This is a genomic window from Streptomyces longisporoflavus, from assembly GCF_014649775.1.
GTDB lineage: Bacteria > Actinomycetota > Actinomycetes > Streptomycetales > Streptomycetaceae > Streptomyces > Streptomyces longisporoflavus.
Genome location: NZ_BMTR01000027.1, coordinates 1 through 12,522, shown reverse-complemented (window position 1 = coordinate 12,522; position 12,522 = coordinate 1). Strand labels below are relative to the sequence as shown.

16 protein-coding genes are annotated in these 12,522 nt (G+C 69.0%); 5 read left to right on the top strand and 11 right to left on the bottom strand.

Annotation, left to right across the window (positions count from 1 at the left end; translation table 11 throughout):
- Positions 1-119: 119 nt before the first annotated feature.
- A complete protein-coding gene (locus IE226_RS35910) occupies positions 120-287 on the bottom strand; it encodes a hypothetical protein (protein ID WP_190085677.1) in 168 nt (55 codons plus the stop codon).
- A gap of 62 nt (positions 288-349) precedes the next feature.
- Here IE226_RS35910 and IE226_RS35905 point away from each other — a divergent pair, with 62 nt between their 5' ends.
- Positions 350-862: a hypothetical protein gene (locus IE226_RS35905; RefSeq protein ID WP_190085676.1), complete on the top strand. Its 513-nt coding sequence runs from the start codon at positions 350-352 to the stop codon at positions 860-862.
- Positions 863-865: 3 nt separating this feature from the next.
- On the opposite strand, the gene IE226_RS35900 is transcribed toward IE226_RS35905, so the two are convergent.
- The 8 genes from IE226_RS35900 to IE226_RS35865 all read right to left on the bottom strand — a co-directional run bounded on the left by IE226_RS35900 (position 866) and on the right by IE226_RS35865 (position 9,893).
- Positions 866-2,221: a hypothetical protein gene (locus IE226_RS35900; RefSeq protein WP_190085734.1), complete on the bottom strand. Its 1,356-nt coding sequence runs from the start codon at positions 2,219-2,221 to the stop codon at positions 866-868.
- Positions 2,222-2,234: 13 nt separating this feature from the next.
- Positions 2,235-4,343: a hypothetical protein gene (locus IE226_RS35895; RefSeq protein ID WP_229871752.1), complete on the bottom strand. Its 2,109-nt coding sequence runs from the start codon at positions 4,341-4,343 to the stop codon at positions 2,235-2,237.
- A gap of 151 nt (positions 4,344-4,494) precedes the next feature.
- Complete coding sequence (locus IE226_RS35890; RefSeq protein WP_190085675.1) at positions 4,495-5,370, bottom strand: hypothetical protein; 876 nt, start codon at positions 5,368-5,370, stop codon at positions 4,495-4,497.
- Positions 5,297-6,037 (bottom strand): hypothetical protein, encoded by a 741-nt coding sequence (locus IE226_RS35885; protein ID WP_190085674.1) that lies wholly within the window; start codon positions 6,035-6,037, stop codon positions 5,297-5,299. The genes IE226_RS35890 and IE226_RS35885 overlap by 74 nt, the downstream gene beginning before the upstream one ends.
- Before the next feature lie 108 nt (positions 6,038-6,145).
- Positions 6,146-7,384, bottom strand: coding sequence for an enoyl-CoA hydratase/isomerase family protein (locus IE226_RS35880; RefSeq protein ID WP_190085673.1), 1,239 nt, complete (start codon positions 7,382-7,384; stop codon positions 6,146-6,148).
- Between the two features lies 1 nt (position 7,385).
- A complete protein-coding gene (locus IE226_RS35875) occupies positions 7,386-7,724 on the bottom strand; it encodes a hypothetical protein (protein WP_190085672.1) in 339 nt (112 codons plus the stop codon).
- A 457-nt stretch (positions 7,725-8,181) separates the two neighbouring features.
- Positions 8,182-9,213, bottom strand: coding sequence for a hypothetical protein (locus IE226_RS35870; RefSeq protein ID WP_190085671.1), 1,032 nt, complete (start codon positions 9,211-9,213; stop codon positions 8,182-8,184).
- Positions 9,210-9,893 (bottom strand): hypothetical protein, encoded by a 684-nt coding sequence (locus tag IE226_RS35865; protein WP_190085670.1) that lies wholly within the window; start codon positions 9,891-9,893, stop codon positions 9,210-9,212. Before IE226_RS35865 ends, IE226_RS35870 begins: the two co-directional genes overlap by 4 nt.
- 190 nt (positions 9,894-10,083) lie before the next feature.
- Here IE226_RS35865 and IE226_RS35860 point away from each other — a divergent pair, with 190 nt between their 5' ends.
- A complete protein-coding gene (locus tag IE226_RS35860) occupies positions 10,084-10,248 on the top strand; it encodes a hypothetical protein (RefSeq protein WP_190085669.1) in 165 nt (54 codons plus the stop codon).
- Positions 10,249-10,361: 113 nt separating this feature from the next.
- Here the strand turns inward: IE226_RS35860 and IE226_RS35855 are convergent, their stop codons facing one another.
- Both IE226_RS35855 and IE226_RS44360 read right to left on the bottom strand, forming a co-directional pair.
- A complete protein-coding gene (locus IE226_RS35855) occupies positions 10,362-10,685 on the bottom strand; it encodes a hypothetical protein (protein WP_190085741.1) in 324 nt (107 codons plus the stop codon).
- Positions 10,682-10,972 carry a hypothetical protein gene (locus tag IE226_RS44360; RefSeq protein WP_229871751.1) on the bottom strand — a complete coding sequence of 97 codons (291 nt, stop codon included), beginning with the start codon at positions 10,970-10,972 and terminating at the stop codon, positions 10,682-10,684. The genes IE226_RS35855 and IE226_RS44360 overlap by 4 nt, the downstream gene beginning before the upstream one ends.
- A gap of 160 nt (positions 10,973-11,132) precedes the next feature.
- On the opposite strand from IE226_RS44360, the gene IE226_RS35845 reads away from it, so the two are divergent.
- From IE226_RS35845 to IE226_RS35835, 3 genes are all read left to right on the top strand, one after another.
- A complete protein-coding gene (locus IE226_RS35845; RefSeq protein WP_190085668.1) occupies positions 11,133-11,411 on the top strand; it encodes a GntR family transcriptional regulator in 279 nt (92 codons plus the stop codon).
- A gap of 96 nt (positions 11,412-11,507) precedes the next feature.
- On the top strand, positions 11,508-12,149 hold the full coding sequence (locus tag IE226_RS35840) for a hypothetical protein (protein ID WP_190085667.1): 642 nt from the start codon (positions 11,508-11,510) through the stop codon (positions 12,147-12,149).
- A 115-nt stretch (positions 12,150-12,264) separates the two neighbouring features.
- A partial coding sequence (locus IE226_RS35835) for a WXG100 family type VII secretion target (protein WP_506417424.1) occupies positions 12,265-12,522 on the top strand: 258 nt, incomplete at its 3' end.

Sequence of the window (12,522 nt, the reverse complement as noted above, 5' to 3'; positions counted from 1 at the left end):
GGTTCCACCAGAGTCGAAAGCGGAAAAGGCGTACTAATTCGGCGAACCGTCATCGTGCCGTGACGCGAGGGCGGGGTGTCGCTCGGCGATTCCGATTCCGATTCCGATTCCAGTTCCGGTTACGGCCCGTCCTGCGGGGTTACGTCGACCAGTGTTACCTTCCGGGCGACGGAGGCGGTGTAGGAGATCAGAGCCACCAGAGCCGCAAGGGAAACCACCTGCTCGGGGTCGAGGAGGTCGTCCATGCGGGGTTCACGAAGCTTGCCAGGCGTGGCGGAGCACCCCATGCGTTGATGGTGTCTCATGACCAACTGATGTGGAGTTGGCAGGCCCTCTTAGGGTGGCCCGCATGTTCATCTCGCATCGAGCCCTCGAAGGAAGCCCTCGGCACCGCATGGTTGTCGGCACCCTGCTCTTCCTCATCATGCTCTTGCTGGGGGCGGTGATGACGGGCGAGGTGTTGAGGGACGGAGCCAGCACGCTCTGGCGGGTTGCGTTCGCGGCGGGGGCGCTGTCGGTGTACACGGTGGCCTGGTGGTGCGTCCGCTACTGGTACGCGGCCTTCACTCAGGGCCGCCGCGCCGAACCGGCGCCGGAGCCCAACTTCTGGCCGTGGGCCCTGCCTTACGTATTTCTCCTCGTGGTGATGATCGTCACCGGGGTACGGCAGCTCATGGGCGGCGAGAGTGGGGGCTGGTTCGCGCTCGGGTTTGCGACGGTGCTCGGGATGCCGTTCATCGTGGTCGGAGCGACGGGACTGTGGACACTGGCGCGCTCCCCGCGGCGAGGCAGTCGCACGACACCCGCACCGGGACCTGCCGAACCGCCGCGACCGCGGCGCGACTGGGGCCCGATCGGCTGATCGCTACCCCCGCCCCCGCGAAAAGTCCCCCCGCCCCACCCGCACCGCCAGCCCCTCCGCTTCTCCCTCCGTGTCCCTGAGCAGGGAGCCGTAGCCCGTGGCTGCCCATACGCTCTGGGCTGCCGGGACCTCGAAGTACGGGATGGTGCGGCCCTCGAAGTCGGCCGTCAGTACCTCCGGGGCCCGGCGGGCGCGTACCGCCGACCCGCACTCCTCGCACGCCGCGACGTGCAGCTGATCGCGACGGCCCAGCGGACGCCAGCGGATGCGCATGTCGGCGCGGCCGTGCAGGGGGTTGAAGAAACAGAGGGGGAGAGGCGGGGCGTCCCCGGCGCGGGCCGGGGCCAGTGCGTCCCGGCCCTCTGCCACCAGGGCGAGGACGCCCGCCAGGTCCGGCAGTCCGCGGGCCGAGTCCAGGACTGCCCCGGCGGCGGCGTAGGCGTCAAGCGCGCGCTGTAGACGCGGCGTCGAGGCGGGCGTCGCCTCCGCTGCCGCCTCGCCGAGTGCGAGGACCTCCGCCTCCGTCTGGCGCCGCAGCGCCGCCTCGTCCGCCGTACGCGCCGCCGCGAAAACAGCCCGGGGGAAGGCGAAGGGCGCGCCCGTGGCGCTCGGGTACCGGCCGGACCGGTCGCGCCCCCGGCGGCGTACGAGGAAGACGGAAAGCGAGAGACCGGCCAGCGCGAGCGCGACAGCGACCGGCAGCAACCAGGCCGGCCAGGAGGAGGAGCCCTCGCTCTTCTCCTCCGACCCCGCCTCGGGACGGCTGCCGCTGTCGCCGCCGGCCCCCAGGTCCTCCGTCGCCTTCTCGTACGTCTTCGTGCCGTTGCCGCGCGCGATCAGCTCGATCGCCTTCTCCGTCTGCTCCGCGAGCCCCGCGTCCTTCATCTCGTCCAGGAAGCCGACCGCGCCCACCGCGTCGTGGGCCTGCTGCTTCTCGCCGGGCCACTCGAAGCCGTTCAGATCGCCGGTCCACCTGTCGCCCCCGGTGACGAGGATGAGTTCGCGCTGGGCGAGGCGGTCGTGCACGACCTCGGCGAAGACGTCGGACTCGCCTTCGTACGCGTCCCCCTGGACCAGCGGCACCAGAGCGACCTTGATCGGCAGGCCGGTCTTCTCGATCTGCCGCACGAGCTGCTTCTGGCGGGCGGGCGGCACGGAGTCGGCGTACGAGGCGTCGACGTACACCGGCGACTTGCGCAGGGCGTCGGCGATCTTCTCGCCGTGGCTCGGAGCGGGAGCGTCCGGAGTCTGCGCCACGGACGGCGCGGCCGTGGCCAGCAGGGCGGCCAGTGCGACGAGCACGGCCGCGGCGCGCCTGACGGCCCCGACCACGGCGAGACGCTTCAGGTCACTGAACATGTCACCGAACATGTCACTGAACACCGGCGTACTCCCTTACCTGGCTGATGAGTTGAGACACCCCGTCGGCGATGGCGGGCAGCGGACCCTGCGCATCCTCGTACGGCACACGCTCCGAGCGGCTCGCACCCGGCAGCGTGAGCCGGAGCGTGTAGGCGAGGCGCGGCTGCACCTCGACCAGGACGCGGCACTCCGCGCACACCGGGATGGTGCGCAAGCGCTGGTCGTCCGGCGAGTACCGGGCGTCACGCCACCCGGTGGACGGGCCGTGCAGGGGGTTGAGCCCGCAACAGGGCTTGTCGGCGCCGACGAGCGCGCCCCGGCCGACCCGGGCGAGGACGATCGCGGCGGCCAGGTCGGCGGGTGTGGCGTCGGCGTCGACATGGCCGTCGGGGTCGCGGTCGGCGAGCAGCGTCGCGGCGTCGAGACAGTCGTAGACGCGAGTGCGGATAGAAGAACGGAGATCGGCGGCCGCGTCGAACTCGCGTGCCAGCGCGTCGAGTTCGTCTCGTGCGGTACGGCGCAGGAAGTCCGGAGAAGGGTCGGGCGGCGCCGTGAAGCGCAGCGCGCCGTCGGGCGAGACGGTGGTGGCCGGCGTCCGGCGCAGCCCCGGCACCGCGAGCCGCAGCAGCCCCAGGATCGCGGCGACGATCCCGAAGAGCAGCCCCGCCGCGAGGGCGCCGATCATGAGGCCCGGCCAGAAGTCGCCGGAGAAGAGCGGGCGCAGGGCCTCGTCCTCGACGGGCTCGGGCGCGTCGTCCATGCCGAGCGAGGAGGTCTCCGCGTGCGCGGTGCGCGGCGCCTTGTCGAGGAAGGTCATCAGGTCGTCGAGCCGCTCGCCGAGCTGGTGGTCGATGGAGCGGTCGTCGTCATCGCCGTAGCGGATGGAGTCGGGGATGTCGAAGGCGATGAGGTTGGCGTCGATACGTACGTCATAGGTGACGACTTCGATGGAGCCGCCGAGCGGATCGGCGACGACGTACACGCCGCGGTCACCCTCGCGGCCCATCTTCTTCCGCACGGCCTCCACGAAGATCTCCGGCTCGCCGCCGGACTCGTCCTCGGTGAGCTGCGGGACGAGGGCGATATGGACGGGGCCGCGGTCGAACTTCTCGATTCGTTCGAGTAGTTCGCGGTGCTGGGCGGGATCGAGCGGACGCGGGCTCTCGGGATCGCTGTAGATCGCCCCGCCCTGTTTCCCGCCCTGCTTCCCGTCTTCCTGCAACCCCGCGGCGACGCGCTCGATGCGGCTCGAAAGGTCGGACGCGGTGGGCGGCGGCGAGGTGCGGGACGAGTCCTCGTGGAAGGCGAGGGAGGCGCCGAGGGCGACCGTGGCGGCGGCGAGGACGGCGACGCCGGCTTCGATGCGGAGAGGAGTGAAATGCCGCCGGTATCCGCTCGGCCGCTCCACCGCACCCGGCCCGCCCGTGGCCCGCTGCCGCCGGATCCACCGCCGTACGTACGGACTCAGGAGCAGGATCAGCAGCGGTACGCCGGTGAGGGCGATCCCGGTGACGAAGGACTGGTTGTCGCGGTCGACGGGGTCGATGTGCAGTTCCTCGACGCCTTCGCCGCCCGAGGCCTCGTTCTTCTCGCGGGCGGCGTTCGCACGCTCGGCGGCCTTCTTGCCGCCGAGCGCGATGACGTCGGTGAACCGCTCGAAGCTGAGCAGGGGCCCGGCGTCGTACGGAAGCTCGTAGAGCGCCACGGTGGACGCGTCATCGGCGGGCGCGCGTACCCCGAAGGCGGCGGCATCGGCGACCCCCATTTCATCGACGAGCACGTACAGACCGTCCCGCCCGAGCCGATCGTGCACGGCCGCGAGCAGCCGGTCGCCGCTGCCCTGGTCAGGCAGTACGAGGACGTAGGTGGGCACGCCGGTGCGCTTGGCGAGGTTGGCGAACTCGGGGGCGGCGGAGCGGGGGATGTCGCGGGGGAGTTGGTCGGTGACGTGGACGGGGTTGTCGCGGAGGAGGGCGGCGAGGGCGGCGGCTTGGGTGGGGGCGTCGTTGTCGTCGGCCGGGGCAAGTGCCGTTGAGGAAGGATCCGTTGGGAAAGGTGCCGCTCCGGCTGGACCCGCACCGGTAACGGCGAGGAGAACGGAGCAAAGGGTGGCAAGCACCGCGACGAGGAGGCTCCGTCCACGAGGACTCACGCACGGCATGTCACCGGCGCCGTCTACCCGTATGCCCCGGGCGCCGTCCGCCCCCTCGTACCCCCTGCTCCCCGACCCGCTCACCCGTCGCCCCACCCCGTAGCTCATTGGGCGCACCTTACTGTCGCGACGGGGGCGTTGCCGCCGGACAGGGGACAGTTCCAGAGGGTGCGACGACCGAGGCTCCCCTGACATGCGGACCGCCGTCTCCGGCCGTTCCGTCCTCTCCAGCCGTCCCGCCCTTTTCCGGTTCCGGTTCCGGTTCCGGATCCGAGAAGCTGACCGTCTGGAGGATCGCCATGATCATGTCGCAGAACTCGCCCCAGTACTCCATGGACGCCGTGTCGAGCGTGAAGACAGCCATGTAGGGACCGGTGGGAAAGGGGATGTGGACCTGTATCTGGCCGGTGATGAGCTTCGGTTGTTCCTCCGCCGGCTGCGGTGGCTCCAGATCGAGGGCGAGTTCGCGCAAGGTGACACAGGAAACGGCGGGCCCGCACGGCAGGTCGAGCCAGCGCGCGTCGTTGAGCGGGTCGCTCGTGAGCGTCGCCAGGGTGCCCTGGGCCGCGACATCAGGATCCCGGTGGTCCGTCTTGAGGAAAGCAGCCGTGAGCGAGCAGTGGGCGACACCGGGGCCGTCGAGGCCGAAGATACCGAGCGCGGAGAAGGCGAGGCCGGCCGTGGCCATCGCCGCTGTGACCTGCGCGTAGTACGGGGCTGCTGATTCCCAGAGGGTGTCGTCGCCGCCGGGATAGAGCTCGCGTACGAAGTCGGCCGCGGCCGAACCGCGTTCCTCGGCCGAGGCGTCCACGGGCAGGGCGTGTATCCCCTCCGGCACGACGAAGGTGATCGGTGGCACAGTGCGGGCGACGCGCTCACCGATCAGCCGGTCGAGATCGCTCATCGTCTCCGTCAGCCCCTCAAGATCGCTCATCGTCTCCGTCCGCACGTCGAGATCGCTCATCGTCTCCGTCCGCCCGTCGAGATCGCTCATCGTCCCCGTCCTCCGCGTTGATCCGGGCCACGAACTTGGCGGCGTCGCCGGCCTTCCAGCGCGTCCAGGAGCCATCCGTGAACCGGATCCTGACGTCGGTCCCGCCTTCCGAGAAGGTCATCCGCTCGGCGCCCGCCACGCGGTCTCTGGGCAGGTCCCACAATTCCCGGGCCGGCGCCAGACCGGCCGAGGGCTCGACGCCGAGCACGACGAGGCGGCGATCGGTCAACACCGTCTCGGTGCGGTATCCCTTGGGGCGCCGCGCGGGGTCCAGTTGCCAGGGCAGGGTGCGGGCCGTGGTGCCCGGCGCGGCCCAGACGACGGGGAAGTCCTCGACCTCGTTCTCCGGTTCCTGCGGCTTTCCCGCGCTCTGTGGATCACCGAAGGGCGCGCCACTCGGGGCGCCCGCGTTCGCGACCATGTTGAGCAGGCGGGGGATGCCGAGCAGAGCGATGTCCAGGGCTCGTACGCCCGCGCTGTCCGCCTTTCCCCGTACGGCGAAGGCGGCGCCCGACGGCCAGCCCCCGGCGACGAGTTCGCCTTCGATGTCTCGTCGTTCGGTGTCCCGGAAAGATCGCAGTCCGGCGACCTTCGGGGCGCTCCCGGTGGCGAAGGAGGCGTTGACGCGCATGAGCAGCGTCTCGTCCCGGGGCGGATACCAGTCCACGGCCCTCAAGTCCTCTCAGCTTGCGGCCGCTCGGTGCGGCGCGACTTCCTTGGGTGCGGGTGCGGGTGCGGGTGCGGGTGCGGGTGCTCAGTGGGCTGCTGCGGCCGCTCAGTGGGCTGCCGCGGATTCCTGGAGGCGATCGCCGGGGCTGGTCATCTCCCCGATGTGGTTCGGGATGGACCAGGCCTTGGGTGCGATCTTGATCGCGGCGTCTATCCCGCGGCCCAGATTGCTCATGGAGTCGATGTTCTTGAGGCCGGGGATACCGCGGGTGCCGATCCACTGTCCGTTGCGGACGGTCTGCTCGGCGACCAGGCTCATACGGTTCATGAGTCCGCCCTCGGTCGAGATGAAGCCCCCGGCCTTGAGACCGCCCAGGCCGATCGTCTTGCCCTTGATGGTCAGGCTCGCGGCACCGGCGACGTTGTCACCCACGCCGACGATGTTGCGGCCGATGGTCGAGACACCCTTGAAGCCCTTGCCCAGTTGCGCCGCACGCGCGGCGGCCACGCCGCCGTCAGCCACCTTGACCCCCTTGGAGAAGGCGCCGATGCCGGGCAACGACCCCAGGGCGTCGAACCCGATGGACACCCAGCTGACGTCGGCACCCGCGGCCTTGGCCACGAGATGCGACACCAGGGCGAGGCCGCTCGTGAGAACCGCAGCGGTGGCGAAGATCGCGCCGATCGGCTCGAAGGGGGCAGTGATGATCGCGAGCATCCCCAGAACACCGCTCAGATCACTCAACAGGTCGCCGATCAGCTTGATCATGTCGGCGTGGTCCTTGATCCACTGGCCCGTGGCGTCCCACGCTTCGGCGACTCCCTTGGTGAGCTTGTCCCAGAAGCCGGGCTCGTCCGGGGCGATGTCGCCGGCCTTGTCGAGCTCCTTGCTGATGTTGCCGGCGGCACGCTTGTAGCGCTCCTCCAGCTCATGGACCTTCTGGGCGACCCCGTCGACGTCTCCCGACGCCTTGGCGGACTCCTCGCTGTCGGGCTTTGCCTCCGCCCGGGCATCCAGCTTCTCCCCGGCCGACTTCTCCAGGCGGTCCGCCTCGTCCTGGAAATCCTGGAGCTCACCGGCCCACTTGTGCAGCGCGCGGGAGGCCTTGTCGAACGACTCGTGGCTCTTGCGTACGAGGGGCGTGACGTCCTGCCCGATGTACTCGGTGAAGGCGAGCGCGGTCTTGCCCTTCCAGGCCCCGCACTCGATCCGCTCCAAGTCCCGTACGGCGTTGCCGAGTTCCGTGGCGAGCCCGCTCAGCTTCTTCGCGAGCTCACGGGTGTCCGTCACGTCCCCGGGGGTGGGGTCCCAGCCGATGTGCGGAAAGGCAGGCCGACGCCCCACGCTACTTGCCCTCCTTCTTCGAGCCCGCCTTCGGGCCTGCCTTCGAGTCGGCCTTCGCCGACTTGAGGGACTCGGCGAGCTCCTGGTCCAGCTCGCTGAACTTCTCGCCGATCTTGTTGATCATCTTCACGGCGCCGTGCGTGTGCTTGCCGAGCTGCTTGACGCCGTAACCCCACTCGTCGGCGAACTCGTGCACGTCCTCGACGAGCTTGCCCGCGCCGACGACGGAGCCGTCCGTGCCACGGAGCGTGCGCCGGGCGGCGTCCATGCGATCGCTGACCGTGGAGAAGGTCTTCCGCAGCTCTTCGAAGATCGTGTCGTCGAGGCGTAGATCGCTCACGTCGTGTCCCCCGGTCTCTCTCTGGGCGTTCGTCGTACCGGAGCTCGGCGGCAGTTCACACGCGAGTTCCGTCCGGCGAGGGTATCGCCGAGGGGGCCAACGGTATTCGTCGGGTAGGGACTTGCTAGAGCGAAGGCGGAGGTAGGGGAGAGTGCTGAACCTTTAATGTGAAGAGGCGGTGAAGGGCAGGTTCCACTATGCGGGGCAAGGGCCCGACGCCCACCGCCACTTCTTGCCCTTCCCTTTGCCAGCTTCTTTGCTTCCCTTTACTACGGCATTTGCGCGGAGCCCGTACGGGCAGCGGAGAACGGCAACAGGCCCTCCGCCGGATCCCGGCGCGGTCGACGCTGTCGCGCCGCGCGAGATCGAGTTGGAGGGCCTGCTTGCGTTCGCCGGGGCGCGGCGGCGCGGCGGCGCGGTCAAACGACCGCGCGCCACGCCAACCGACCCCGCCTGGTCAGCGGTTGACGGACTGGACTTCCTCTACGGTGACCGGCTGGTCGTTCCCGTATTCGCCGTCCGGGAGATCGCCGCCCGTACCGCCGGTCCCGGTCCAGGTGATGTCCCACGTGGCGGTGGCCTGGAGATTGAACGTCCCGTTCCCGGAGGAGCGCTGGTAGGTCACACCGCAGGGCGGCTCCTGCTTCGCCTTGCCCTTCGCGTACGGCTCCCCGATCGAACCGTCCTCGTTGAGCTCGCACTTCCCGGACGCGGGAATGCGGACGGCGTCCTCGGTGCCCGGCTTGATGCTGAGCGCGGTGGGCTTCGCGGTCGTCGTGGCCTCGATGTGCAGACCGGGCACGTCGAGCGAGGCGGTGACGGACACGGGCTGGAAGTCCCCCTTGTCGAGCCAGGCCCAGGTGGGGAGGTTCACCTTGGAGGGACCGTCGGGGGCGAGGCTGACTTTAGTGCCGGGGACTTTGATCTGGTTGTAGGCGAGTTCGGCGAGGATCTCGGGCTTGATGGCCTGCGGCACATCGGGCGTCTCGCCGTTCTCGACCCAGAACGGTTCCCTGTCGCACGCGTACTGGTCGGCCATGGAGGCGTCCGGGTTCTGCTGGGCCCCCCACCACATCCCGTCCTTCTCCTTGTCGATGTTGTAGCCGTCCTTGGCGTACGCCTGGTTCTGGTCGGACATCTCACCGAGAACATCGCGCGGGGCGTCCGGGTCGTGCCGGGCGCCGAAGTAGAGCCGCTGGCGGTACTCCTGGAACTCGGTGGCCTTCCACTCCGGCGCGTACCAGCAGGCGGGCGGGGTCCAGTTGGTGTCGACAGAGGTGATGGGGCCGCCGCCCTTGCCGCCGCCCGAAGACCTATAGGTGATCTTGGCGAGGGCGGTCAGGGTGTCGCCCTGCTTCTTTGCCGAAGTGGTGCCGTTGGTGGGCCCGTCCTCACCGGCCGTCGCGGTGCCCGCAGGGCCGATCGCCACAAATATGAGCGAGGTCGAGCAGGCTGCGAGCAGCAGTGCCGCTCCGCGCGGTGTCCTCACCTGCACTCCTCCGCCTTGGTCGCCACCTCGACCTGCTTGGCCCGCCACAGCCCCTTGTTGCTGTCGGATGCGGTCATGAGGACCTGCCAGGAGTCGAAGTCACTGATGCTCTCCTTCGTGTGGTGCACCTTCTTGGTCTTGACTTCCTTGCTGTACAACTTGCTGCTGTCGCTGCAGAAGGAGACAACCGTCGACTTCTTGTTTTTGACCGGCTCGACCTTGATTTTGGTGAACCGCATCTCTCCGGAAATCGTGAAGCCCGCATCGACGCGCTGCTTGATCTGGTCCTTGGCGTAGGTGAAGGCCGGGCTCTGGTACTCGGAGTAGAACTTGTACGCGGCGTCTTCCGTGTCCTGCTTCACGATCCCGTACCGGATTGCCTTCACGAAGTTCTCGGCGTCATTCGCGGCCGCGGTCTGGGCCGGATCCGACACATTGGCCTTGTCGAAGGTGAGCTGCACGTCGGAGGGGAACTTCATCTCCGGCCGGTCGGTGACGCCTGCGTCGCTCGCCTTGTCGCTGGGCGACGCAGTCTTCTTCGCGCCCCCCTCGTCCGCCCCAGCGATCTTGTCCTTGCCCGAGTCTTTGTCGTCGCCGCCACCCCCGCATCCGGTCAGGAGCAGAGCAGTGGCAGCCGTCAGCGAGACGACGGCGGCGGGCAGGGCGCGACTGCGGTTCACGTGTGACTCCCGGTGGGGCGACAGTTCTACAAGCCATCCGAAGGTACTGAAGTGGTCAATGCCTTCGCCAGGGTTAACTTTGCGGAGTAGTGAAGGTCTCGTGAGGCGAATGGCCGTACAAACCGACCCAGTTCGGTCGCAGCCCGGACGTATGGCCCGCCCAGTGTTGCGGAATGGAAAGCTCCATCAAATGAAGTACGTGCAGGCCGACTGGGACGAAGAATGGCACGGCTTTCGAGTCGACCCGCGTGAATACCTGGCAGTACTGCCCGCCCTCCGAGGAGCACTGCCCGACGGGGCATGGGCCTTCGCGTCCGCGGACCTGACGGCGACCTGGGTGAAACCCCACGGGTAACTCAACTCCCCCTCCCCGGTCAACAGGCGCACGGATTGCAGGAAAGTCCCGGCGAAGTACGGCAGAACCGCCCCCGCGGCGGGACTTTCCTGCAACGCCGCCCACCCCCTGGATCAGCCCCCGGACTGGAGCCGATGAGCGTCGAGATCGTCGTCCGCGACGATCACGACCTCGCCGCGGTCCTCGATGACGTCTCCGTCGGAGTTGACCTTGTAGAAGCGGAGGGTGAGGCGGGACGGGGAGCGCCGGGCCGGGGCGGTGGCAAGGTCGAGCAGCTCCAGGACGTCACCGGCCGGCGGATAGGACGCGGCGCACTCCCCGCACGCGTACACGTTGAACCCCGGCCCGGTCGCGGCATGCACTTCGTGTACGAGGACGGGGGCGTCGGTGGTGCGCTGGCAACGGGCGCACATCCGCACCGGAGGACGCGGGTTCACCGCGCGGCCACCGTTACGCCGTGGATGTGCCGCGGGCCCGTGTCGATGCCAAGGGTCGCCAGATAGAGGGCGCGGCGGCGTTCGCGCTGGAGCCGACGCTCGTCCGGCGTGAGGAGGTAGGGGCGGACGAGGGGTGACGCCTGACCGTCGAGGCGTTCGGTGAAGCGGGGTGGGGGCAGCGGGATTCGCGGGTGCGGGATGGCGCCGCCGAGGCGGTGCCGGCCCCGAGGGCGTGGGGCGAACGCGGCAAGCATCCGTCCCAGGAATCGAACGATAGGGTCTCTCACGTCGACGCTCCTTGAGCAGCGTTGGCCATGCCCCCGAGCCGTTCCAGCGGCTGCGGGGGTCCTGCGTGTTACGTGCTCCAACTTAGCTCGCCTTGTATCGCTACGTATAGAGACGTAGCTCTATGACAGAGGCCTTCTCTGTACGAGTAGCTTCTTGATCATGAACTTCCAGCCGGATGCTGAAATTGATCACGAAGGGCCAGTGACGCCGTACCGCCAGCTCGCGGGCATCCTGCGGGCCCGGATCGAGCGCGGGGACTGGCTGCCCAACAGGCCCATCGCCAGCGAGTCCCAGCTTGTCCAGCAGTACGGCCTTGCGCGGACGACTGTCCGCAGGGCGATCGCAGTGCTCGTCGAAGACGGCCTGGTCTTCACGGTGCCGCAGCGCGGTACGTACGTCGCGCCGAACGCGGACACGCAACCGGGCACCGGGAGCTAGCCGCGCGGCGTGAAGCCGCGCCCCGCCGCCTCGTACGCTGACAGCCAGAGTCGACGTACGACAAAGACGCACGACAAAGGGGACGGGGACAACAGCATGGCCCGCTACACCGAAGCGCAGACCATCGCCCGCGGCGGTTTCAGCATCAAGGTGCCGGAGACGTGGTGGGAGTTCGACGTCCGCCCGGAGTCGCGCGACGCCGGCATCCGGCAGATGATCAACGACCGCATACGCGAACGCCCCGAGCTCGAACCGCACCGCAACACCTTCGAGGGCTTCCTGCGCAAGGCGTCCAAGGAGGCCTGGCAGTCCGGCGCCCTGTACTGCGGCTGCATGGCGGAGAGCTTCGGCGGCGACGTGCCGATCACCGGCTCGGTGACGGTCTCCCTGGTCGGCGCCCGCACGTCGAACGGCGACGTGATGCCGACCGACCCCGCCGCGATCGTGGCCCAGCTCGGCGTACGGGAGGCCAAGCGCGAGGGCGACACGTACCGGAAGGTGAAGACGGTCGAGATACCGGGCGTGGGGCTGGCTGCCCGCACGTACGGCATCGAGGACGTCTCGGTCCCCGGCGACGACCGCACGATGCGCGTCGTACTGATGCAGACGTTCATCCCGGTCCCGGGCCAGGAGGGCAAGGTCGCACTGGTGGCGGGGAGCAGCCAGATCCTGGACCTGGCGGAGTCGTTCTTCGACATCTTCGACGCGGTGACGTCGACGTTCCGCTTCGCGGAGTAAGCGAGCCAGGCCCTGACGCCCCGCGGCACTGACGCCTTTTCATCACCCGTACGCGGCTAGTAACTTCGCGTGTGCGTACGGGTACTTGAGGGGCGGACGTGACGGGGGTTGCGGGATGGCGGGGAATCGTCCGGCGGATTGGCATGTCCTGGACCTGGACAAGGACCCGACGCCGGGTGATCCGGACCGGGTGCGGAACCTGGCGAAGAACCTGCACGATTTCGCCGACGACGTCTCCAAGGTCCTGCGGGACATCAAGGGGATGGCGGGCGAGGACGCGATCCTCACCTGGGCGGGCAAGACGGCCGAGTCCTTCACGGCGGAGTTCGAGGACGCGCCGGGCAAGCTGAAGAAGCTCAAGAAGAGCTACGAG

Excerpts from the sequence above, each read along its gene's own strand:
- IE226_RS35905 (WP_190085676.1), top strand. The coding sequence starts at position 350 with ATGTTCATCTCGCATCGAGCCCTCGAAGGAAGCCCTCGGCACCGCATG.
- IE226_RS35845 (WP_190085668.1), top strand. The coding sequence starts at position 11,133 with ATGAACTTCCAGCCGGATGCTGAAATTGATCACGAAGGGCCAGTGACG.
- IE226_RS35840 (WP_190085667.1), top strand. The coding sequence starts at position 11,508 with ATGGCCCGCTACACCGAAGCGCAGACCATCGCCCGCGGCGGTTTCAGC.
- IE226_RS35910 (WP_190085677.1), bottom strand. The coding sequence starts at position 287 with ATGGGGTGCTCCGCCACGCCTGGCAAGCTTCGTGAACCCCGCATGGAC.
- IE226_RS35890 (WP_190085675.1), bottom strand. The coding sequence starts at position 5,370 with ATGAGCGATCTCGACGGGCGGACGGAGACGATGAGCGATCTCGACGTG.
- IE226_RS35900 (WP_190085734.1), bottom strand. The coding sequence starts at position 2,221 with ATGTTCAGTGACCTGAAGCGTCTCGCCGTGGTCGGGGCCGTCAGGCGC.
- IE226_RS35860 (WP_190085669.1), top strand. The coding sequence starts at position 10,084 with ATGAAGTACGTGCAGGCCGACTGGGACGAAGAATGGCACGGCTTTCGA.